At 69.8% G+C, this 21,284-nt stretch carries 18 protein-coding genes and 1 tRNA gene; 7 read left to right on the forward strand and 12 right to left on the reverse strand.

Features of this window, described 5'->3' with window-relative positions; all coding sequences use genetic code 11:
* On the forward strand, positions 1-271 hold a 271-nt coding region (locus Ahu01nite_RS06250), incomplete at its 5' end, for a hypothetical protein (RefSeq protein ID WP_203835443.1).
* A 1,134-nt stretch (positions 272-1,405) separates the two neighbouring features.
* Here the strand turns inward: Ahu01nite_RS06250 and Ahu01nite_RS06255 are convergent.
* The 3 genes from Ahu01nite_RS06255 to Ahu01nite_RS06265 all read right to left on the reverse strand — a co-directional run bounded on the left by Ahu01nite_RS06255 (position 1,406) and on the right by Ahu01nite_RS06265 (position 4,874).
* Entirely contained in the window at positions 1,406-3,895 is a 2,490-nt protein-coding gene (locus Ahu01nite_RS06255) for a DEAD/DEAH box helicase (RefSeq protein WP_203835444.1), read from the reverse strand.
* A gap of 404 nt (positions 3,896-4,299) precedes the next feature.
* Positions 4,300-4,375, reverse strand: a tRNA-Gly gene (locus tag Ahu01nite_RS06260).
* Positions 4,376-4,430: 55 nt separating this feature from the next.
* Positions 4,431-4,874, reverse strand: coding sequence for a group II truncated hemoglobin (locus Ahu01nite_RS06265; RefSeq protein WP_203835445.1), 444 nt, complete (start codon positions 4,872-4,874; stop codon positions 4,431-4,433).
* Positions 4,875-5,016: 142 nt separating this feature from the next.
* On the opposite strand from Ahu01nite_RS06265, the gene Ahu01nite_RS06270 reads away from it, so the two are divergent.
* Positions 5,017-5,610: an SMI1/KNR4 family protein gene (locus Ahu01nite_RS06270; protein WP_203835446.1), complete on the forward strand. Its 594-nt coding sequence runs from the start codon at positions 5,017-5,019 to the stop codon at positions 5,608-5,610.
* A 96-nt stretch (positions 5,611-5,706) separates the two neighbouring features.
* Here the strand turns inward: Ahu01nite_RS06270 and Ahu01nite_RS06275 are convergent, their stop codons facing one another.
* On the reverse strand, positions 5,707-6,357 hold the full coding sequence (locus Ahu01nite_RS06275; RefSeq protein WP_203835447.1) for a nucleotidyl transferase AbiEii/AbiGii toxin family protein: 651 nt from the start codon (positions 6,355-6,357) through the stop codon (positions 5,707-5,709).
* A 9-nt stretch (positions 6,358-6,366) separates the two neighbouring features.
* Positions 6,367-7,056, reverse strand: coding sequence for a hypothetical protein (locus Ahu01nite_RS06280; protein ID WP_203835448.1), 690 nt, complete (start codon positions 7,054-7,056; stop codon positions 6,367-6,369).
* Between the two features lie 95 nt (positions 7,057-7,151).
* Between Ahu01nite_RS06280 and Ahu01nite_RS06285 the strand changes: the two genes are divergently transcribed.
* Complete coding sequence (locus tag Ahu01nite_RS06285) at positions 7,152-7,457, forward strand: hypothetical protein (protein WP_203835449.1); 306 nt, start codon at positions 7,152-7,154, stop codon at positions 7,455-7,457.
* Between the two features lie 2,206 nt (positions 7,458-9,663).
* On the opposite strand, the gene Ahu01nite_RS06290 is transcribed toward Ahu01nite_RS06285, so the two are convergent.
* Entirely contained in the window at positions 9,664-11,385 is a 1,722-nt protein-coding gene (locus Ahu01nite_RS06290) for a sensor histidine kinase (RefSeq protein WP_203835450.1), read from the reverse strand.
* On the reverse strand, positions 11,382-12,065 hold the full coding sequence (locus tag Ahu01nite_RS06295) for a response regulator transcription factor (protein WP_275411711.1): 684 nt from the start codon (positions 12,063-12,065) through the stop codon (positions 11,382-11,384). Before Ahu01nite_RS06295 ends, Ahu01nite_RS06290 begins: the two co-directional genes overlap by 4 nt.
* A 161-nt stretch (positions 12,066-12,226) precedes the next feature.
* Between Ahu01nite_RS06295 and asnB the strand changes: the two genes are divergently transcribed.
* Together asnB and Ahu01nite_RS06305 are read left to right on the forward strand one after the other, a co-directional pair.
* The gene (asnB, locus tag Ahu01nite_RS06300) at positions 12,227-14,176 is read left to right on the forward strand and encodes an asparagine synthase (glutamine-hydrolyzing) (RefSeq protein WP_203835451.1); all 1,950 of its coding nucleotides are present in this window, start codon (positions 12,227-12,229) and stop codon (positions 14,174-14,176) included.
* Between the two features lie 41 nt (positions 14,177-14,217).
* Positions 14,218-15,000 (forward strand): DUF3152 domain-containing protein, encoded by a 783-nt coding sequence (locus Ahu01nite_RS06305; protein ID WP_239158662.1) that lies wholly within the window; start codon positions 14,218-14,220, stop codon positions 14,998-15,000.
* Here the strand turns inward: Ahu01nite_RS06305 and Ahu01nite_RS06310 are convergent.
* The 3 genes from Ahu01nite_RS06310 to Ahu01nite_RS06320 form a co-directional block, all read right to left on the reverse strand.
* Complete coding sequence (locus Ahu01nite_RS06310; RefSeq protein WP_203835452.1) at positions 14,958-15,956, reverse strand: DUF418 domain-containing protein; 999 nt, start codon at positions 15,954-15,956, stop codon at positions 14,958-14,960. The genes Ahu01nite_RS06305 and Ahu01nite_RS06310 overlap by 43 nt on opposite strands.
* 100 nt (positions 15,957-16,056) lie before the next feature.
* Positions 16,057-16,698: a response regulator gene (locus Ahu01nite_RS06315; RefSeq protein WP_275411712.1), complete on the reverse strand. Its 642-nt coding sequence runs from the start codon at positions 16,696-16,698 to the stop codon at positions 16,057-16,059.
* A 1-nt stretch (position 16,699) separates the two neighbouring features.
* Entirely contained in the window at positions 16,700-17,866 is a 1,167-nt protein-coding gene (locus tag Ahu01nite_RS06320) for a sensor histidine kinase (protein ID WP_203835453.1), read from the reverse strand.
* Positions 17,867-17,973: 107 nt separating this feature from the next.
* Here Ahu01nite_RS06320 and Ahu01nite_RS06325 point away from each other — a divergent pair, with 107 nt between their 5' ends.
* Positions 17,974-18,819 carry a DUF6745 domain-containing protein gene (locus Ahu01nite_RS06325; RefSeq protein ID WP_203835454.1) on the forward strand — a complete coding sequence of 282 codons (846 nt, stop codon included), beginning with the start codon at positions 17,974-17,976 and terminating at the stop codon, positions 18,817-18,819.
* A gap of 42 nt (positions 18,820-18,861) precedes the next feature.
* On the opposite strand, the gene Ahu01nite_RS06330 is transcribed toward Ahu01nite_RS06325, so the two are convergent.
* Positions 18,862-19,467: a TetR/AcrR family transcriptional regulator gene (locus tag Ahu01nite_RS06330; RefSeq protein ID WP_203835455.1), complete on the reverse strand. Its 606-nt coding sequence runs from the start codon at positions 19,465-19,467 to the stop codon at positions 18,862-18,864.
* A gap of 114 nt (positions 19,468-19,581) precedes the next feature.
* On the opposite strand from Ahu01nite_RS06330, the gene Ahu01nite_RS06335 reads away from it, so the two are divergent.
* Positions 19,582-20,361, forward strand: coding sequence for an SDR family NAD(P)-dependent oxidoreductase (locus Ahu01nite_RS06335; protein WP_203835456.1), 780 nt, complete (start codon positions 19,582-19,584; stop codon positions 20,359-20,361).
* On the opposite strand, the gene Ahu01nite_RS06340 is transcribed toward Ahu01nite_RS06335, so the two are convergent.
* Entirely contained in the window at positions 20,320-21,207 is an 888-nt protein-coding gene (locus tag Ahu01nite_RS06340) for an EamA family transporter (protein WP_203835457.1), read from the reverse strand. The two genes, Ahu01nite_RS06335 and Ahu01nite_RS06340, sit on opposite strands and share 42 nt — an antisense overlap.
* Positions 21,208-21,284: the final 77 nt, after the last annotated feature.

A 21,284-nucleotide genomic window follows, 5' to 3' on the forward strand; every position in this document is an offset into this window, starting at 1 on the left:
TCGGGTCACGCATCCAGGCCAGTTCAACGGTCGTAAAAATCTCCAGCTGAGCGTATTTCATTCCTTGATTATTCTCAGGGATTTCCATAATCGGAAGGACGGGCGTGCCATTGTCGGGTTGAGGGGGATCACACAAATTCGAATGGCAGATAGCGAGTATTCGGATAGCTATAAAGTGGTGGCGATAGATCTCGGGAGGCGATCGTCGTGCTCACCGCGCCATGAGTTCGTTGGCCGTCTTGTTGTCATCGGCAGATCCGGGCACCGCTGATCCCGCTTGGGTGACTTGGCGTAGTCGCCGAATGCCTGTGCTCGCACTTTGCCGTGTCGAGGTCCTTGCCAAGTTCGCGGACCAGCAGTCCTGCTGACGCCAACGGCCACCATCATTGCGAGCGCCGCCGACAAGCTTGTCAGCATCGAGTCCATTACCACCCGCGACAATCTGTCTAACAATCGGGCAGAACACTGGGCGCGGCGTCGGCCGTTTCTCGATCGGGTGCCGTACTTTCTGGCATTCGCTGCGCAGGCAGAGCCGCACCTACCGCCCGAATTGGCGCGCAAGCTCTCCGTCGTGGTTAGACGCGCTGCGGATGTCACCGAGCAGCACCGTATAACTGCATGCCAGTCGTAGCCAACCGCCGATGGCGTATCGGCACGACGGACGACTCCCATCACGGGCAGAGCGCCGACTGAGCGCCGGGCACCACTGTCCCTCGGCCAAGACAGCGTCCCAGCAACCCGTGAAATCGATCAAGATAAACACTGGTCAGGTGCGAAAGACGCCTCCACCCACGTGGGGCGGGGGCGCTGCGGTCGCCGACATGACGACGCTGCAGGACGCGATTGGCGACCTCGTCAACCGGGCCGGTCCGCGGGCGAATCGGCCACGTCCCTGCTCCTCGGCGCGGCCCGGCCGGCCGTGGCACGCTCACGATGGGACTGGGCGGGTCCGACGGCGTTGACGCTGGCTTCGAGCAGGCGATCGATGCGGGCCGCCGACATATAGAATACCTGGCTGCTCGGCTATGCGACCTCGCATCGCGGACTTCGCCGAGCCATGCAGGGAGACCTCGTCCATGCCCGCGCCGACCACGAGGAATCTCTTGGTGCCGCTCTGTCGACAGGTAACGAGACACTGGTCGCCCAGGCCCTCGGCCAGCTCGCCGTGGTCGACGTTCTGGAGCACCGCCTCGATCAGACCCACGCCACCGTGCGGGCGCTGACCGACCGCCTGAAGCGCATCGGCAGCCTGGGGCGCCAAGCCAACGCCCTGGACACGGCGACCCCACGCGGCGTCCCGCGAGGCGCCCGCCGCGCCCTCGGCGACCCAGCGCCCGACATCGAAGCGGACGCCCTCGAGACCGACCCGTGGACGGCCATCGACGATGACCGTGGCAGACCTCGCTTAGTGGGGGCCGACGGCGACGATGCGGATCACGGCGGCGCCGGCCTCGTCGCTGGCCTCGAGGTCGACCTCGGCTTCGATGCCCCAGTCGTGGTCGCCTTCCGGGTCCTCGAAGACCTGGCGGACCTTCCACTGGCGGGGGCCCTGCTCGATGTGCAGGAACGCGGGGCCACGTGCTGCCGGGCCCGTTCCGACAACCGGATACTCGGCGTAGTAGTCCTCGAGGGCTTCGATCCAGCGCTCCGAGGTCCAGCCGGACTCCGCGGCGTCGAGGTCGGCCAGCTCGTCCGGGCGGCGCAGGGCGAAAAGCTCCACCCGACGGAACAGGGCATTTCTGACGAGTACGCGGAACGCCCGCAGGTTGCGCGTGACCGCAGGCGGACGGTCGTCGAGCGGCGAGATCTCGACGACCTCCGCACCCGGGTTCCGCAGCCGCTCCCACTCGTCGAGCAGGCTCGAGTCGACCTGGCGGACCAGCTCGCCCAGCCACTCGATCAGGTCCGTCAGCTCCTCGGTCCGCGCGTCCTCGGGGACGGTCTGGCGCAGCGCCCGGAACGCGTCGGCGAGGTAGCGCAGGACCAGGCCCTCGGAGCGGGACAGCCCGTAGAAGGAGACGTACTCGGTGAACGTCATCGCGCGTTCGTACATGTCGCGGACCACCGACTTGGGTTTCAGCTCGTAGTCGGCGACCCACGGGTGACCGCGGCGGTACGTCTCGTATGCGGCGTCGAGCAACTCCACGAGCGGCTTCGGGTACGTGACCTGTTCGAGCAGTTCCATGCGCTGGTCGTACTCGATGCCCTCGGACTTCATCGCGTTGACGGCCTCGCCCTTGGCCTTGAACTGCTGGGCCGAGAGCACCTGCCGCGGGTCCTCGAGGGTGGCCTCGATGATCGACACGACGTCGAGCGGGTAGTCCGGGGACTCCTTGCCGAGCAGCTCCAGGCTCGCCAGCGCGAACGGTGACAGCGCCTGGTTGAGCGCGAAGTCGAGCTGCAGATCCTTGACGAGCTTGTACGTGCCGTCGGCCTTCTCGATGACACCGCCGGCGAGCAGCGCGCGGGCGATCGCCAGGGCCCGGCGGATGTGCTTGCGCTGGGCTGCCGGCTCCTCGTGGTTGTCGGTGAGCAGGTGACGCATCGACTCGAACGGGTTCCCGCCGCGGGCGATGACGTTGAGCAGCATCGCGTGCGACACCTGGAACGACGACGTCAGCTGCTCCGGCTCGGCGGAGACGAGACGCTCGAACGTGGGCTCACCCCAGCCGATGGAGCCCTCCGGCGGCTTCTTGCGTACCACCTTGCGGCGCTTCTTGGGATCGTCACCGGCCTTGGCGAGGGCTTTCTCGTTGTCGATCACGTGCTCGGGCGCCTGCACGATCACCGTGCCCAGCGTGTCGTAGCCGGCGCGGCCCGCCCGCCCCGCGATCTGGTGGAACTCGCGGGCCTTCAGCAGCCGGGTGCGCACCCCGTCGTACTTGGACAGGCCCGTGAACAGCACCGTGCGGATCGGGACGTTGATGCCGACGCCGAGCGTGTCCGTGCCACAGATGACCTTCAGCAGCCCGGCCTGCGCCAGCGTCTCCACCAGGCGCCGATATTTGGGCAGCATGCCGGCGTGGTGTACGCCGATGCCGTGCCGGATCAGCCGGGACAGGGTCTTGCCGAAGCCCGCCGTGAACCGGAAGTTGCCCAGGGCCGCCGCGATCGCGTCCTTCTCGGCGCGGGTCGCCATGTTGATGCTCATCAGGGCCTGCGCGCGCTCCAGCGCCGACGCCTGCGTGAAATGGACGATGTAGACGGGCGCCTGATGGGTGGTCAGGAGCTCCTCGATCGTCTCGTGCAGCGGCGTCTTCGCGTACGAGAAGAGCAGCGGGACCGGCCGCTCAGCGTTCGTGACCACCGCAGTGGGGCGGCCCGTGCGGCGCTGGAGGTCGTCCACGAAACGGGTGGTGTCGCCGAGGGTCGCCGACATCAGGATGAACTGGGCCTGCGGCAACTCGATCAGCGGCACCTGCCACGCCCAGCCGCGGTCCGGCTCGCTGTAGAAGTGGAACTCGTCCATCACGACCTGGCCGACATCCGCGTCCGCACCCTCACGCAGCGCCAGGTTCGCCAGGATCTCCGCGGTGCAGCAGATGATCGGCGCGTCACCGTTCACGTTCGCGTCGCCGGTCAGCATGCCCACGTTGTGCGCACCGAAAATCGCGCAGAGGGCGAAGAACTTCTCCGACACGAGCGCCTTGATGGGCGCCGTGTAGAAGGTCGTCCGCTTGTCCGCCAGCGCCGCGAAGTGCGCCCCGGTCGCCACCAGGCTCTTCCCGGAGCCCGTCGGGGTGCTCAGGATGACGTTCGCCCCGGTGGCGATCTCGATGAGCGCCTCCTCCTGATGCGGGTACAGCGTCAGGCCCTGCTCGGCGACCCAGGTCTGGAAGGCGTCGAAGACGGCGTCGGGTTCGGGGGTGCCGGGCAGGCGTTCGGTGAGATTCATGATGGGTCAAGTCTATGGCCCGGCGTTGTTCCCCGCGGTTTACCCCGGGCAGGACCCGTGCCGCCCTCGGTTTACTCCAGGCAGCACCGTGCCCGGACGCGGGAGCGCGTCCGGGCATGGGAGGGACCCTGCTTGTGGAGTTGTTGGTGACCTAGGCGGCGAAGGCCGCGTAGATCGGGCCGGCGACGCTGCCCGCGAGGCCGATCACGGCGGCGAAGACGGCGATGGTGGAACCGATTCTGGAGCGCATCTGGGGAGCCTTTCTGGTGCTGACTGGCCTCGCTGACACCTAATTTCGGCCCATCGGGTTGCTGTCCGGGACTGTCTTGGTTGCCGATTGGTTGCTGTGCGTCACGGCTTTGGGCACAAAAAATCCCCCGAGGCTTTCGCCTCGGGGGATTGCATGGAGCGGACGACGAGATTCGAACTCGCGACCCTCACCTTGGCAAGGTGATGCGCTACCAGCTGCGCTACGTCCGCCTGCTGCTGAAGAGAACTTTACGGGACCACCCCACCAGCAACAAAATCGGGGGTCTCACCCCACCCGCCCCTCCCACGACCACCGCGTCATGACCAGGCCTTCCGGCACATCCCCGGCATCCTCGTGGAACTGGTACATGCTGTTCGTCGTCGCCCACGCGAAGTAGTCATGCAGCACCCCCTTCACGGGATCTTCGAGACCGACGTCATCGAGCGCCGCATCGAAACAGGCAACAGCTCGCACGTTCATCTCGTCATGCAACCCGTTGCCACTGTGCAACCGGACGACCTGGCTCTCGTCGCCGTACGTAGCGGTGTACCCGGGGGGTCCCCCGAGCGCCTCCGCCCAGTACGCCGCCAACCGCTCAGCATGATCCTCCCGAAAGCCGTGCATGAACGCATGACTGACCACCTCATCAGCCATCACCCGCTCATGCCACGCCCGCGCCAACCGCACCATGCCCTCGCCGCCACCAGCGGCCTCGTAGACACTGCTCATAACCTCAGCATCCCCCTGACAACAGCCTTGTCCCAGCACCGCCGCGCAGGTTCGGCGCCGGCAATATCGTCAACGCGGCGCCGAAGGCTCCGTGCTTCGACAACGCTGGCAGCATGACGCACCCATGGCCGGTGGAACGCTCATGGCAGATGATCCTGCACTGGTTCGAGCAACACTCCCCGGACGAACTCGCCAACTTCCAGGGCCCTCCGCGGAGGACGACATCCGCGGCCTCGAGGAGGCTGTCGGCCAACCCCTGCCGGCCGACCAGGTGGCCTGGTGGCGACATTCCGACGGGACCGGTGACAATTTTGTCAGCCTCATCCCTGGCACCTGGACACCGGCATCCACCGGGTATGCCCTGCGGCAATACCGGCTGATGCTCACCTACATCCCGCAGGAACCGGAGTTGTCGCAGTGGAGCGCTGACCCGGCCGGCTCCGGCGCCGACGATTGGCTGCCGCAGTGTCTCCCCATCGGTCACAACTACGGCGGCAGCTCCCTGTTCCTTGACCTCCGCACCGGCGCGCGGTCCGGCTGTGTATGCAGCCAGTACAAGGAAGACATCGGGTTCGACGCACCGATCTGGCCCAGCGTGACCACCATGCTCGCCGAAGTCGCCCACGCCCTGGTCACCGGCACGGAGATCAGGGGCAAGCACGCCGTCATCGAGGACGGCCGGCTCAACTGGGCGTTCGTTTCCAGTGACGGTGGGGGCGCCGGGGCCGGGATCTGACTGCTGTTTTGCGGCTCGTGGGTGGCGATCAGAAACCGTCTCGTCTCCGGGGCGCTCCGTGAGGGATCGGGTGCGGGGTTCCGGCGGCATGTGGGGCTACATCGTGCGGGGCCAGGTGGCGAGGCGTTCACGCAGGTGGGTGACGTCGGATTCGGAGAGGCCGTAGACGGCGAAGCGGGCGTTGTCGAGGCGGTCGAGGTAGCGGCCGGCGTCGGCGATGTCCTCGGGGTCGAGGGTGTCGTCGAGGGCGTGGGCCAGCTCCAGGACCCGGTCCAGTGAGTAGCGCTCGAGTGCGGCGGCGACGTCGATGTAGTCGCGGACCTCGCGGCGGTTGACCAGGGCCGCGACTTTGGAGGCGACCAGGTCGTCGAGGTGCATGACCGGGCCGACCTCCATCACGACGGGCGCGCGGCGGCGGTCGAGGCGGGTCAGGGTCAGGCGCAGGGCTCTGGTGCCGTCGGCGACGTGGTATTCGCGCAGGTCCTCGTCCATGCCCTCGAACAACTCGTCGGCCACCTCGCGGAACACCTGGTAACCGGCCGCGGTGAGGGCCCCGGTCACATCGGCCGCGGCGGCCTCGACCGCGCCGGCCGTGTCGGTGAACAGGTCGATGTCCTCGGTCGGACGCCGGACGAGCCCGTTCACCAGCCAGGCGACGCCGCCGCCCAGCACGAAGCGGTGCTTCTCCCCCACGGCCAGGGCGATGGTGGCAACGTCACGATAGAAGTCGTCGATGTTCGAACTCACGACGAGAACCTAGCCCCCGGGTACGACAGAAACGATCCGCCCGGCACCCTTGCGCCGCTCGATCCGCGGCAGTTCCAGGCGCACCAGCGGCCCGTACACCGATGGCTGCGCAGCGAGCAGGGCGCACAGCGCCGTGAAGGCACATTCGCGGACGGGTGGCACCCAGTCGAGGGACCGTTCGACCAGGAACGGCACGAATTCGGGGCGGGGGCGGGCTGCCATCGCGGTGACGGCGGCCTCCCGGACGTACCCGTCGGTGTCGAGGCTGGCGAGCGCCCAGGCGAGGGGGTCGCGCCGGCGGCGTACCCGAGTGGTGAAGGGTTTGATCTCGGGTCTCAGCCGGCCGAGGCGGGCGTGGCGGATCAGGTCGTGGGCCAGAGCGGGATGCCAGCCGAGCTGGGCAAGGGTGGTGCGGTCCCGGGTGACCACCATCGCGGCGAGCAACTCCCGGTAGCCGTCGAGGCTGGGGTGCCTGGCAACGGCACCCATCAGCCCCCACGGGAAGGTACGCCGCTCCACGATCCGGTCCACCAGGGATTTGCCGAGCGCACCGAGGGCCACCACCGCCACGCCGGCGGCGAGCGAGAGGGAGCCGAGGAGCGGGTCGCGCACGACGAGCGAGACCATCGCCGTGACCGGCCACAACAGCAGCAGCCAGACCACCGCCACGACGAGATCGGCCCATGATCTTCGAAACACGGCCCGGACCGTACGCGACCAGCGCTCACGCCGTCGACGTGGTTTCCCCCGTGCCCAGGGTATGGCGGAAACGCCATCGTGCGAGAGTGAGCTCAATGGCAAGCAAAGAGCCCCCGGAGATGACCGAGGACGGCCACTTCGTCGTCATCAACGGCCGCCGCTGGCGCGCAACCGACCCCACCATCCCGGAAGACATCAGCACCACGCTGCGCCGCGCCCTGATGGCGGCCCGGCGCGATGTCGGCGCTGCGTTGCGCGCGGGCCAGGATCCTGCGTCTGCGCGCGCACGGGTGCAGGCCGCAAAGGTCGCGCTCGGCGAACGCGGCACCCCGTGGTGGGAACAGGACCCTGAGCAGCGGCAACAGCGCTGGGAGCAGGGCCTGCGCGACTTGGGCGAGTAACCCGCCGGCTTGTTGGATGCCCGGCTTTTGCCCACAGGGCACGGCATGGCGGGGGTCATGACGCACCCATCAGGAGCATTGGGGCCACATCGAGTGGCTCCATCTCGGGTTTGGGCCTCACGGCGCACCCATCAGCCGCGGTAGATCTCCCCCGGCGTGCGCAGCAACGTCAGCGCGCCGAAGCATTGATTGCCGCCAAAGAGCCTCCCGCAATGTCACTGCGCCGTTACCCAATGCGCATTTCGCGGTGCTTACATAATTCACTGCTGAACTTACCCGCTCCTCAACCCGACCCGTTCATTTCCTGCCGCCTTTGTTGCTCAGATCACGTCTTCATATGACTTATTAATTTGGCATGATCAAAGCGGCTCCGGAGTGGATCGATCATGGACGGGGGAGGATTATTGGCGCATGGGGCAGTTGCAGATATTCGATGCGGCGCAGGTGGCGGCAATGCGCGACAGGACGCGGTCGCGCAACTATTCCGCCGCCCGGGACGAGTTCCGCCGCGAGCACGAGCACCGTCGCGCGTGGGGCAAGTATCGCCTGCACACCGAACGCCTCCGCCAGCAACGCGCCGCCGAGGGAAACCCGTACCTCCACAGAAGCGGAATCCCCTGGGACGACATCGCCAGAGTCCCCCGCCCGCCACAAGCCCCACACCCCGCACCACCCCGGCATCCAACGCCGTCGCCACACCGCTCACCCACGGGACCAGCCTCCGCCCAGCGGCCCCACCTCACCACAGTCGAAACACCCGGACCAACCTCAGCCCGACAGACTCCGGCGCCCAACTCCACGCCGCCCGGACCAACCTCAGCGCGGCAGACTCACGCGGCCAACTCCACGCCGCCCCGACCAGCGTCAACGCCACAGGCTCCGGCGCCCAACGCCACGCCGCCCGGACCAGCGTCAACGCCACAGGCTGGCGCGGCAGCACCCGGACCGGCGGCACCACAGCGGACTCCTGCCACCAACGCCACAGCACCCGGACCGGCGCCTACTCAGCAGACTCCTGCAGTCAAGGCCACCGCACCCGAACCGGTTTCAACGCCACAGGCTCGCGCGGGCAACACCACGAAACCCGGACCAGCTTCAACGCCACAGACTCGCGCGGGCGACTCGACGTCACCCGCACCAGCGGCGCCGACCCCTGCCACCAACCCCACAGCAACCGGACCGGCGCCTACTCAGCAGACTCCTGCAGTCAAGGCCACCGCACCCGGACCGGTTTCAACGCCACAGGCTCGCGCGGGCGACTCGACGTCACCCGGACCAGCGCGGCGGACTCCTGCCGCCAACGCCACAGCATCTGGACCAACCTCAGCGCCGCAGACTCGCGTGGCAAAAGCCGCGCCGGCCGCAGCGCGGCGCACTCGTGCGGCTGACCCCGCGCTATCCGGACCAGCGTCAACGCAGAGTTCTTGTCCGGCCAGCCTCGAGAAAATCGGACCGGCGCCGGCTCAACAGCCGCGCCCAACCAGGCGAGCCGACGTGATCCCGGTGGCATCACCGCCGAAGCAGCCCGATCCGCAGGCCCGACGGCAGCCAACGCCGAAGCGTGCACTCACGCCCACAGCGCAAAGGCAGCAGCAGCCACAGCGACCGAGGGCCGACAGACCAGGTCGAAGCCCGCAGGGGTCGCCCCTGAGCAGAGCCTCGGCGGGGACGTTGTCACCTACGGCTGCTCCTGCGGCGAGCTCGAACGCGGCGCGGCCTCCGCCCGAAGAGCCGATGTCCGCGTCGGCACCTGCGTGGGCGTGGGCACCCTGCATGGGCGCCTGCGTGGGCGTGGGTGCCTGCGTGGGCGCCGACCAGGGCTGATCGGGTGCGACACGTTCAGTGCGGATCGACGGCCCGGCAAGAGCTGCGACACGGATGCGGGGATCAGGCTAATCGACTCGTAGAAATGCGACCGGATTCAGATAGGCGCAGAAGTCGCGCCCTGAACGGGGCACGGGGCACCGGGCACGGGAAGGGCGGATGCCATTAATTCACACAGACACGCGCGGAATTTGGAGAGCCCGAGAAGGGCGGCACGGAATGGTATTTGGCACACATTCTTATGCGGCCTGAGAAAGATCCTGGCGGGGGGGCTGCAAACAATCGTGGACGTTCGATAAAAAGCGTGGACGGGGTCCGCCAGTTAAGGGGTTCGCGCGCAATTGGTCGCGGCTGGGCGCCTTTATCGGTTGCGGGGGTCGGGTTATGGGGGCGACAGCGGTAGGTGGACGGTGAAGGTCGTGCCTAGGTGGGGTTTGCTGGTTACTTCTATGCGGCCGCCGTGGTCGGTGACGATGCGGTGGGCGATGGTGAGGCCCAGGCCGGTGCCGCCGGTGGCTCGTTGGCGGGCGGGGTCGGCTCGCCAGAAGCGGTCGAAGACTCGGGTGAGGTCGGAGGCGGTCATGCCTACGCCGGTGTCCTGGACGGTGAGGATTGCTTCTGTGTCGTGGGCCCGGACGCGGACCAGGACGTGGCCTTCGCGGTCGGTGTAGCGGATGGCGTTGGTGAGGAGGTTTCCTAAGACCTGGCGGAGGCGGTCGGCGTCGGCTTCGACGATGACGGGGGCGGGGGTGTCGACGGTGAAGGCGACTCCGGCTTCGGCGGCTACTGCTCGGTGGGCGGTGACGCCGCCGGCGGCCAGGTCGGCGAGGTCGACCGGGGATTTGGTGTATTTCAGGTCGCCGGCTTCGGCCAGGGCGAGGACCTGGAGGTCGTCGAGGATGCGGCGTTGGAGCAGCGTTTCCTCGTGGAGGGAGGCGAAGAGTTCCTTGCTCGGTTCGACGACGCCGTCCTGGAGGCCTTCGAGGTAGCCGCGGAGGTTGGACAGGGGGGTGCGTAGTTCGTGGGCGACGTCGGCTACGAGGCGGCGCTGGCGTTCCTCGCTGCGTTGGACGGCTTCGGCCATGGCGTTGAAGGAGGCTGAGAGGCGGGCGAGTTCGCTGGTGCCGCGGGCGGGGACGCGGACGTCGAGGCGGCCGTCGGCGAGCTGGCGGGAGGCTTCGGTGATGCGGGCGACCGGGCGGCTGACGCGGCGGGCGATCAGGGCGGTGCCGACGAGGGCGACGACGACCAGGCCGAAGAGGCCGAGGGCTGCGGGGCGGCCGAGCTGGGTGATGTCGGTGCCGGGTTTGGCGCCCAGGTAGAGCTGCAGCGGTACGGCGGAGGACGTGGTGACGCCGTACGTGAAGGTGGAGTAGAGGCAGCCGGGGCGGCGTTCGGGCTGGACCTCTCCGTCGCGGGTGCAGTTGTGGTACTGGTCCCAGATGTCGAGGAGCCAGTAGGAGTCGTTCAGGACCTTGGCCTCGGCCTGCTTGCGGCACGCCGGGTATCCGGCGAGCTCGGCGGGGGTGATGTAGGGCGTCTCGGCCAGGGGCAGAGCCGCGTCCTGGGAGGGGTCGTCGGCGGCGACGCAGCGGACCATGACCAGGGCGGCGCGGTACTGGGCGACCTTGCGGACCATCATCGCCGCGGGCGAGCCGTTGACCGGGTCGGTGGGGTCCGGGCCGAACAGGTCGGTGGGCATGACCGTCGTGAACTTCTTCTCGATGCCCGCGTCGATCTTGCCGGGTTTCGGGAGCACGGGGCGCGGGTCCACGCCGACGGCGGCGGCCTGGACGACGCCCGATACGCGGCTCTCGATGGTGTCGGAGTCGACGACGATGTCGCCGGTCTCGGTGCGGAGCTGGATGTGCAGGCCGGTGCGCTGCGACAGGTCGGCGACGACGACGTCGAGGCCGGGCCAGGCGCCGTGGAGCAGGCCGAACTTCTGCACCGCGTCGATGATCTCGGTGCGGTGCCGGTTGGCGTCGCGCTGGGAATTCTCGTACTGACGGGAGGCCAGGCTGAGCGTCAGCCACGCGGTGGCGCCGATGGCGGTGACGGCGACACCGATGACCAGCATGAAGATGCGCAGCCGGAAACTCACTGCTCCGCCATGCGGTAACCGCGGCCGTAGACGGTCTGCACGTAACGCGGCTCGGCCGGGTTCGCCTCGATCTTGCGGCGCAGGTTGACGACGTGCGCGTCGACCGTACGTTCCGAGACCTCCTGTTCGAAGCCGAACGTCTTGTCGATGATCTGCCCGCGGGTGAAGACGCGGCCCGGTTCGCGGGCGAGCAGCTCGACGATGCCGAACTCCTTGGCGGTGAGGATGACGGGTTCGCCGTTCACGCGTACCTCAAAACGCCCCGCGTCGACCTCGAGGCCGCCGACTGTCAGGACCGACGACGGCCCGTCGGTGGCGCCGGTGCGGCGCAGCAACGCCCGGATGCGGGCGGTGAGCTCGCGCGGGCTGACCGGTTTGGTGAGGTAGTCGTCGGCGCCGATGTCGAGGCCCAGGAGCATGTCGTTCTCCGACGAGCGGGCGGTGACCAGCAGGATCGCGACGTTCGACTCGGCGCGCAGGATGCGGCACACGTCGAGCCCGTCGACCAGCGGCATCATCACGTCGAGCACGACCAGGTCGGGGCGGCGGGCGCGGGCCTGCTCCAGCGCCGCCCGGCCGTCACCGACGGTGAGGACCTGATGGCCGTCCCGTTCGAGGTAGAGGCGGATGAGCTGGGAGTGCTTCGGGTCGTCGTCCGCCACGAGAATGCGAGCTGTCACGGCTGACGATTGTCGTCCACCTCGGCAACAATGTGCGGTTCTCGTGAAGATCCATTCGACTTTCCACCGGATCGCGGATCCGCAAAGCTTCCTCACAAGTTCCTCACAGCCCGATTCCTAGTGTTCCGGCCACGTAACCGCCGCGACGACAGGAGTACGCGATGTGTGGTCTTGCCGTATTCATCAGCAGCCGCCCCCGAGCCGGAGTCCCCGACCCGGGCACGGCGGCGGCGTTCCAGAACGCGCTGGAGACGATGCACCACCGCGGGCCCGACGACACGAAGGTCGAGTTCGGTGACGGGCTGGCCTTCGGGTTCAAGCGCCTCGCCATCATCGACCGCGAGGAAGCGGCGCAGCCGGTGCACTACCCGTGCGACGGGCCGCAGGCCGGGCGCTGGACCGTGGTGTTCAACGGCGAGATCTACAACTACCGGGAGCTGCGCGCCGACCTGGTCCGCGAGCACCAGGCCACGTTCGCCACGCACGGTGACAGCGAGGTGCTGGCGGCGGCGTTCCACTACTGGGGTGCCGCGGCGCTGCCCCGGCTGCGGGGCATGTTCGCGTTCGTCGCGTACGACCACTGGACCGGCACCACGCACGCGGCCCGCGACCCGTTCGGGATCAAGCCGCTGTACGTGCTGGAGACCTCCGACGGGCTGTTCATGGCCAGCGAGCGCAAGGCGCTGCTGGAGTTCAGCGGCAACTCGGGGGCGGCGCTCGACACCGACGCGCTGGCGCACTACCTGACGTTCCAGTACGTGCCGGAGCCGCTGACCCTGCACCGGCAGGTACGCCGGCTCGCCCCGGGGCACAAGCTGACCTGGACCCCCGGGGGCGGTATGCGCCAGGAGCGGTACTTCCGCCCGTCGCTGCGGCCGCTGAACGTCAAGCCCGAGGCCGCGTACCAGGCGATCCAGGATGCCCTGCGCGACAGCGTCCGCAAGCACATGCACGCCGAGGTGCCGGTCGGCACGTTCCTGTCCAGCGGCGTCGATTCGTCCGCGATCGTGGCGCTGGCGAAGGAGGTCAAGCCGGACCTGCACGCGTTCACCGCCGGGTTCGACGACGCGGCGTACTCCGAGATCGAGATCGCGCAGGACACCGCGAACCAGCTGGGCGTACGGCTGACCCCGACGATCATCACCGAGGACGACGTCATCCGCGAGCTGCCCCGCATCGTGCAGCTGCTCGACGACCCGGTGGCCGACCCGTCGCTGGTGCCGCTGTACTTCCTGGCCCGCACGGCGTCGCAGTACGTCACCGTGGTCCTGTCCGGCGAGGGCTCCGACGAGCTGTTCGGCGGCTACACGATCTACCGCGAGCCGATGTCGCTGGCGGGCATCGGCAAGCTGCCCGCCGGGATGAAGCGCGGCCTGCGCAACCTGTCCCACGTGATGCCCGAGGGGATGAAGGGGCGCAGCTTCCTGGAGCGCGGCACCACCCCGATCGAGGAACGCTACTGGGGCAACGCGCGCATCTTCTCCCCGGAGGAGAAGGCCAACCTCATGCGGTTCACGGCCGAACCCCACACAGCGATCACTTCTCATCTGTACGCGGAAACAGCCGACGTCGACGACGTCGCCTCGATGCAGTACGTCGACCTGCACACCTGGCTGCCCGGCGACATCCTCGCGAAGGCGGACCGGATGTCGATGGCCCACTCCCTCGAACTGCGCGTGCCGTTCCTCGACCAGGCCGTCTACGCCGCCGCCGCGGGCCTGCCCACCGAGCTGAAACTCCCCCACGGCGGCCAGGGCACGAAGATGGCGTTCCGCGAGGCGATGCGCGGCATCGTCCCCGAGTCGGTGCGCGACCGCCGCAAGCTGGGCTTCCCCACCCCGACCCGGGTGTGGCTCAAGGGCCAGATCGGCGACTGGATCGGCTCGCTGTTCGACGGCTCCCAGGCGGGGCACCTGCTCGACCTCGCGTACGCTCAGCGCCTGCTCGCCGAGCACCGCGCCGGCGAGGCCGACAACTCCCGCAAGGTCTGGACGGTGGCCATGTTCTGCCTCTGGCACGCGATCACCGTCGAGAAGTCGATCGTCCCGCACGTGCCCCGCACGGCGACCATGCTGCGCCCGGCGTACCCGGCGGCCCCGGTGGCTGCGTGAGGCACAGCTCAGCCCATCGGCGCCCCAGCCGATGGAACAGTGTGGGAGTTACGCGCGTCGCCACCGCGGCGCTGACCACCGCGGTGGCCGGCGGCCTGGGCCTGGCGGCGTGCGGCGCCCTGCCCCAGGTCACCTCGGCGATGCCGGCGGTGAGCCACGCGGCGAAGTCCCCGGCGCATGCCCCGGCCAAGCAGGTCCGGCCCCGGCCCGAGACGATCACCTACCCCGCGCAGGGCGACGCGAGGTGGCGCACGGCCCCGGCCGCCGGGAACACCGGTGGTGACAAGGGCACGCTGCTCCGCTACCGGGTGGTGGTCGAATCGGACATCAAGGGCCTGAACGTACGCGGATTCGCCGACGCCGTCGCCACCACGCTCAACGACCCGCGCGGCTGGACGGCGGGTGGCACCCTGCGCCTGCGGAGGGTCGGCCCCGGCGACGCGTACGACTTCACGATCTACCTCGCCACCCCGCTGACCCGCGACCGGCTGTGCGAGAGCGGTCTGGACTCGTACACGTCCTGCCGCAACGGCGACAAGGTCGTCCTGAACGTCGCCCGCTGGGTGAAGGGCGTCCCGGACTTCGGGGCATCGCTGGCGACGTACCGCCAGTACATGGTCAACCACGAGGTCGGCCACCGCCTCGGCCACGGCCACGAACTCTGCGGGGGCCGCGGCGACCCGGCCCCGGTGATGCAGCAGCAGACCCTCGGCCTGCACGGCTGCACCGCGAACCCCTGGCCGTACCTCGACGGCGAGCGGTACGCGGGCAAGCCGGGCGCCTACGACGACAAGGTGCCCGCCGCGGACCGCGGCGTCTCCTGACGGGACCACCAGGTCAGCCGGCGCCACACCCCTTCGAGCGGTCCGTAGCGGTGCCTGGCCAGCCAGTAGCCGCTGAACCAGGCTTGGGCGGCCAGGATCACCGCGGCGAGGGCGAGCATCCTGCCGTACGCGCTGGAGTGATGCAGGCCCAGCAGCGGCGCCGTGGCGATGACGATCAGGGTGGCCCCGACGTAGTTCGTCAGGGCCATCCGGCCGAGCGGCGCCAGGATCCGGCCCGGCAGAACACCCGCCCGGCTGCCGAGCAGGAGCAGCAGGGCGGTGCTGTAGAGGACCGCGCCGACCAGACCGGCGACCGCGGCGCCCTCCCCGTCAGGTGATTGGTGCTGCCACACCGACGCGGGGACGATCGCGACGGCGGCGACCACGAACAGCACCATGAGCCGTCTACGCCGTGCGTCGAGGGTGTCGATGCCGCCGTAGCGGACCGCTGCCAGTCCGAGCAGGAACATCCCGGGGATGAGCACGATCCCCCCGCCCAGCACCACGCCGCCGGCGATCGCGAGACCCGCCGCGGGGCCCAGGGCCCAGCGCGGCAGCCAGGACGCGGGCATCAGGACCAGAAGACCGACGATGGCGTACGGCAGCAGCGCCTCGCCGTGATGCACCAGCTGATGGACCGCGCCGAGAACGCCCAGCACGAGCAGCCGGCGCAGCAGAACGACCCGCGGATGCCGCGCCCTGATCGCCGCCGAGTCGAGGAACAGGGCGAAGCTCACGCCGAACAGGAAGCTGAAGATCGGGAAGAACCGGCCGGAGACCGTGTATTCGAGGACCTCGGCGATCGGGTACATGCCACCGGCCGGCGGGCCGTAGGGCATGTCCACGGTGATGATCTGCCAGGGCAGGTTGACCAGCAGGATGCCGCAGAGGGCGAAGCCGCGCAGGGCGTCCAGGGCGACGACACGCTGCCGCGCCCGCGGGAGTTCCGGATTCATGTCACCGAATATGGCGGTCGCCGGCCGTCACGTCGTCGGTCCGCGGGCTCGTGCGGGGTCGGCTCCGGAACGAGATCCGCCCCCGCACCTCGGCCGAAAGTCAGAGACCGGCCAGTCCCGCCCGCCATGCCCAGGAGGCGATCTCGACGCGGTTGCGGACACCGAGCTTGGCCTGCGCGGCGCCGAGATGGGTCTTCACCGTGGACACCGACAGGAACAGCGCGGCGGCGATCTCATGGTTGGTGTGCCCCTGCGCCACGGCCCGGACGACGTCGAGCTCCCGGGCCGTCAGCGTGTGCGCCGGCACGCCCGCCGCCGCGGCTGCCCGGAAGTGCTTCAACAGCCGGACCGTCACCTGCGGCGCGACCAGGGCGTCGCCCCGGACGGCGGCGCGGACGGCCTCGACGAGCAGCGCGGGCCCGCAGTCCTTGAGCAGGAACCCGCTCGCGCCGTGGCGCAGCGCGGTGTCGACGTATTCGTCGAGGTCGAACATGGTGATGACCACGACGGCGATCGGATCGGGGACGCCGGGACCGGCGAGCTGCCGGGTCACCTCGAGCCCGTCGACCAGCGGCATCCGGATGTCCACGAGGCACACGTCCGGGCGCAGCCGCCGGGCCGCGTCGAGCGCGGCGGCCCCGTCCGCGACGGTGGCCACCACGGTGATGCCGGGCTCGGCCTCCAGGATCATGCGGAATCCAGCCCGCAGCAGCTCCTGGTCGTCGGCGATGAGGACCCGCACGCTACTTCTCCCCCGTCCGCAGCGGCACCTCGGCCGAGACCTGCCAGCCGCGGTCCGTGAGGCGCCCGGCGGAGAAGGATCCGCCGAGCAGATGGACGCGTTCCCGCATCCCGATCAGCCCGAACCCGCCGCCGTGCCGCTCCGGCCCGGCGGCCGGGCGCCCGTCGTCGGTGACGCGTACCCGTACGGTCCCGGGCCCGGTCCTGACCTCCACCACGATCTGCCCGGCACCGGTGGCGTAGCGGCGCGCGTTCGTCACCGACTCCTGGACGAGGCGCAGCACCGACGCCGACACCTCGCCCGGCACCGGCTCGGACAGCGCCACCCGCAACCGGATCGGGATGCCCTGCGCGGGCGCCGTCGTGACAGCCCGCAGGTCGGCGGCCAGATCCGCGGTCCGCACCGGCGCCGGGGCGCCGGCCGGTTCCGCGTCGCGCAGCACGGTGACCATCCGCCGCATCGCCGACAGCGCCTCGGCGCCGGCACCCTCGATGAGCGGCAGCACCCGCCCGGCCGCACCCGCGTCCCTGCCCGCCACCGCCTGTGCCGCCTGGGCCTGCACGACCATCCCACCGACGTGGTGCGCGACCACGTCATGCAATTCCCGGGCAAGGTTCAGCCGCTCCCGCTGCTGCGCCGCGGCCACGGCGGCCCCGGTCGCCCGGTCCCGCGCGGCGTCGCGTCCCCGCAGGTACCAGCCCGCGCCGACGGCGAGACCGAGGGCGAGGGCGGCAGGCACCACGAGATTCCGCAGCGGATCGGGATCCGGCGTCAGGTGCGACGGCCGCAGCACCTGCGCCACCACACATCCGGCGAGCAGGCCCGCCACCACGGCAGCGGCTGTCCCGGGGGCGAGCAACCGCACGACAGCGGCGATCACGGCCATGAGCGCCACGACCTCGGTCATGGACAGCGGCCCGAGCACCGGCATCAACTCGCCACCGGCGATCCGCGCGACGAGCGACCACCCGGCGAGAACAGCGATCGCGCCTGCGCCGGCGAGCAACGGCCGCCACGGCGCGGTGAGGGCCGCGGCCGCCAGCAGCGCGACACCCGGTGTCGTCCACCACAGCCGGACGAGCTCGAGCCCGCTGCCGGACTCGAGATCCAGCGCGAACGTCACGATCAGCAGGGCTCCGAGGGGCCATGCCGCCTTCAAGGTGTTCACCGTCGATGACCATAGAGGACGGGAACGGGGTTGCGCCGCGGCGGGCGATGGTCCATTGTTCTGCGCATGATTGACGTTATGCGAAAGGGCGTGCGCGCCCCCGGTCGATGACCGCCCCGGTGCGGCGCAAGGTCGCCGCCCTGGACCACTGGCATCAGGCAACCGCCGTCCGGCAGGAATGGCTCGAGGTGGGACTCGCCACCGAGCCGTCGGACCGTCCCGCAGCCGAAGCCGTCATTTCCCGCTTGTACGGTAGCCACGGCCGTCCCCGCCCGCAGTTCCTCTGGGCCGACTCGCCGAAGCAGGCGTTCGCCCACGTCACGGGCGTCCCCGGCCACCATGATCTGCGGCGCTGGCTGCAGCCCAAGGAGCCCCCGGGCCGCCCGCCGATCGCCGTCGACATCGCCGCCGGCTGGTCGGCGATGATGGCAGCCCTCGACGACGCGGCCGACCACCCGGACCTCGACGCCCCCCGGCGCAGCAAGCCCGACCGTGCCTCAAAGACCGACGGGGCTTCAAAGACGGACAGTGCCCCGAAGACGGACAGGGCCCCGAAGACCGGACGTGACTGGCCGGACCTCCCACCCGAACAGGCCCTCCAGGCCGGAGTGCCATTACGGGTGGTGCTGCGCCGAGGCGTACGCGAATCGCTCTGGCAGTCCCTGATCGCCGAGATCGCCGTGCCGGTCAGGGCCGCCCTCGGCCGCCCGGACCACGTCCCGGTCTGCTGGTACGGCCAGCAGGACGCCTCCTGGCTCGCCTACTACGACACCCTGCGCCGCCTCGGCCTCGCCACGTATCCGCCCCGGGCCGCCACCCGCCTCGACGACTGGGCCACCCTGGCCCGCTCCACCGGCTGGTGGTGGCCCGGCGAAGACATCTGCGTCCTGACCGAACGCCCCGCACAACACTCCCCCGCCGTCACCTACCGCGACGGCTGGTCCCCCCGCTGATCCCCGGCCGGGCACCACACACGGGGGTGGTGCCCGGCCGCCCTACCCCAGCAGCTCAGGACCGGTGCTGCCACCGAGGGCGCCGATCACGGTGCGCAGGAGCAGGTCGGAGCGGGCGCCGATGTCGTCGGGCGGGTTGTTGCCCGCGGGGGCGAGCTCGGGTGCGTCGGCGGGTAGCAGGTGGACCTCGGTCAGCAGGGCCAGGAAGACCGTCCGGCACCACACCGGCCCGGAAGCCGTGATGACGCCGGCGTCGTGCAGGCGGGTGAAGAGCAGGTCGAGGCCGTTCAGGACCTCCTGGCCGGGGCCCTGGCTGATGTCGACGACGGGCCGGTGACGGATCTTGATCTCGAAGGTGATCTCGATCAGCCGGTACAGCGCGGCCAGCGGCGGGGCCGTTGACACCCGGGCCTGCTGGAGCCCGGCCAGATAACGCTCGTTGAGCGCGACGTCGAGGGCCTCCAGGAGCGCCTTGCGGGACGCGAACCGGCGGTGGACGGTCGCGCGGGCGAGCCCGGCCGCGTCGGCGATCTTCTCCAGCGAGGCGTTCGGGTCGACGGCGAGGACGTCCTCGGCCGCCTCCAGGATCCGGGCCGTGCTGCGCACCGCGTCCGCGCGAACCTTTTCCGGACGGGTGGGTGCGCTCATGCCCCCAGCGTACCGATCGAGCAAATGAGACAACAGTGACTCACTTATTGACTTAGTCAGGACATGGGTGTTGCACTTGCCGGGTCAGCGATCAAACTTGAACGGAGAACCATCATGGATCTGGACCTTGCCGGTAAGCGTGTCCTCGTGACCGGGGCGAGTAAGGGAATCGGGCTCGCGGTTGTGCGGGCGTTCCGCGCCGAGGGTGCCGATGTTGTCGCCGTGTCCCGCAGGAGCACCCCTGAGCTCGAGGCGACCGGGGCGGCTTTCGTGGCCGCTGACCTGTCTGTGCCGGACGGGCCGCGCCGCGCTGTCGAAGCGGCCGGTGACCGGATCGACGTGCTGGTCAACAACGCGGGCGGGGGCACCGTGAGCGAGGGGTCGTTCGGCGATCCGCTCGACGGCTCGGATGACGACTGGGATGACGTGTTCGCGTTGAATCTGTTCGCCGCCGTGCGCGTCACCCGGGCGGCCCTGCCCGCGCTGCTCCGGGCCCGTGGCGCTGTGGTGAACATCAGTTCCGATTCCGCGCGGCGGCCGATGGGGGTGCCGCTGCCGTACGCGACCGCGAAGGGTGCTCTCGACACGTTTTCCCGCGGGCTGGCGGAGAAGGTCGCCGCTGACGGCGTACGCGTCAACGTGGTCACGCCGTCCGGGACGCGTACCCCTCTCATGGAGGGTGAGGGCGGTTACGCCGCGCAGGTGGCGGCGCATTTCGGGCTTGACCATGCCGACATGGTGAAGGCGATGCCGGGGCAGAACGGGATGCTGACCGGTGAGCTCATCGAGCCGGACGAGATCGCCCGGGCGGTGCTGCTGCTGGCGTCGCCGACCATGCCGAGCGCGATCGGCTCAAACTGGGCCGTGCACGCCGGTGCCCTCAAGAACCCGTGACGGCGGCGGTGCCGGGCGGGCGCCTGCACGGGAGGCGCCGACGCCCGCGGTGACGACCAGGGCGATGCCCGCGACCGCCGCCGCTCCCGGGACCTGACCCAGGACGAGCAGACCGATGATCAGCGCGTACGCGGGTTCGAGGCTCATCAGCGTCCCGAACGCGGCGGTCGTCAGGCGGCGCAGGGCGAGGAATTCCAGCAGGAACGGGACGACGGGCAGGAGCACGGCGAGGCCGAGCCCGGCGAGCACCAGATGCCAGGTCAGCAGTGGTGCGACCGACGGGGCGGCGACCAGTGTCGCCGTCAGGCCCGCCACGGCCATGGAGACGCCGAGCCCGGCGAGGCCTTCGACCTGGTCGCCGACGCGCTGGGTGAGCAGGATGTACGCCGCCCAGCACAGCGCCGCGGCCAGGGCGAACGCCGCGCCGGCCGGGTCGATCCCGCCGTGCCACGGCTCGGTGAGCAGCACGACGCCACCCGCCGCGAGGGCGGGCCAGACGCGCGAGCCCGAGCCTGCCCGGGCCACCGCGACGCCGAGCGGGCCGAGGAATTCCAGCGCGCTGGCCGTACCCAGCGGAAGCCGGGCCACCGCCTGCATGAACAGCATGGTCGTCCCGGCGGTGACCACGCCGAGGGCCACCGCGCCGACCAGCCCGGAACGGGTGAAGCTGCGCATACTGGGGCGGAACAGCACAACCATGATCACGCCGCCCCAGGCCAGCCGGAGCCAGGCCGCGCCGAGCGCACCGACGGCGTCGATGAGGTGCACGGCGACGGCGAGACCGAGCTGGACGAACAGCATCGAGGCCAGGGCCAGGGCTGTTCCGGTACGGGCATCGCTACGCATGGGCCCAGTACACGACCGGGGAACCGTTCGCGTCCACGTGATATTCGTGGACATACCGTTCGGGTTTGTCGAACAAT

The sequence above is a fragment of the Winogradskya humida genome, assembly GCF_016862215.1.
In the GTDB taxonomy this organism is placed as follows: Bacteria; Actinomycetota; Actinomycetes; order Mycobacteriales; family Micromonosporaceae; genus Actinoplanes; species Actinoplanes humidus.

What these genes read in the sequence shown, in the direction of transcription:
- Ahu01nite_RS06255 (WP_203835444.1), bottom strand. Translation starts at nt 3,895, where the DNA reads ATGAATCTCACCGAACGCCTGCCCGGCACCCCCGAACCCGACGCCGTC.
- Ahu01nite_RS06265 (WP_203835445.1), bottom strand. Translation starts at nt 4,874, where the DNA reads ATGAGCAGTGTCTACGAGGCCGCTGGTGGCGGCGAGGGCATGGTGCGG.
- Ahu01nite_RS06270 (WP_203835446.1), top strand. Translation starts at nt 5,017, where the DNA reads ATGGCAGATGATCCTGCACTGGTTCGAGCAACACTCCCCGGACGAACT.
- Ahu01nite_RS06285 (WP_203835449.1), top strand. Translation starts at nt 7,152, where the DNA reads ATGGCAAGCAAAGAGCCCCCGGAGATGACCGAGGACGGCCACTTCGTC.
- asnB (WP_203835451.1), top strand. Translation starts at nt 12,227, where the DNA reads ATGTGTGGTCTTGCCGTATTCATCAGCAGCCGCCCCCGAGCCGGAGTC.
- Ahu01nite_RS06310 (WP_203835452.1), bottom strand. Translation starts at nt 15,956, where the DNA reads ATGAATCCGGAACTCCCGCGGGCGCGGCAGCGTGTCGTCGCCCTGGAC.
- Ahu01nite_RS06325 (WP_203835454.1), top strand. Translation starts at nt 17,974, where the DNA reads ATGACCGCCCCGGTGCGGCGCAAGGTCGCCGCCCTGGACCACTGGCAT.
- Ahu01nite_RS06330 (WP_203835455.1), bottom strand. Translation starts at nt 19,467, where the DNA reads ATGAGCGCACCCACCCGTCCGGAAAAGGTTCGCGCGGACGCGGTGCGC.
- Ahu01nite_RS06335 (WP_203835456.1), top strand. Translation starts at nt 19,582, where the DNA reads ATGGATCTGGACCTTGCCGGTAAGCGTGTCCTCGTGACCGGGGCGAGT.
- Ahu01nite_RS06340 (WP_203835457.1), bottom strand. Translation starts at nt 21,207, where the DNA reads ATGCGTAGCGATGCCCGTACCGGAACAGCCCTGGCCCTGGCCTCGATG.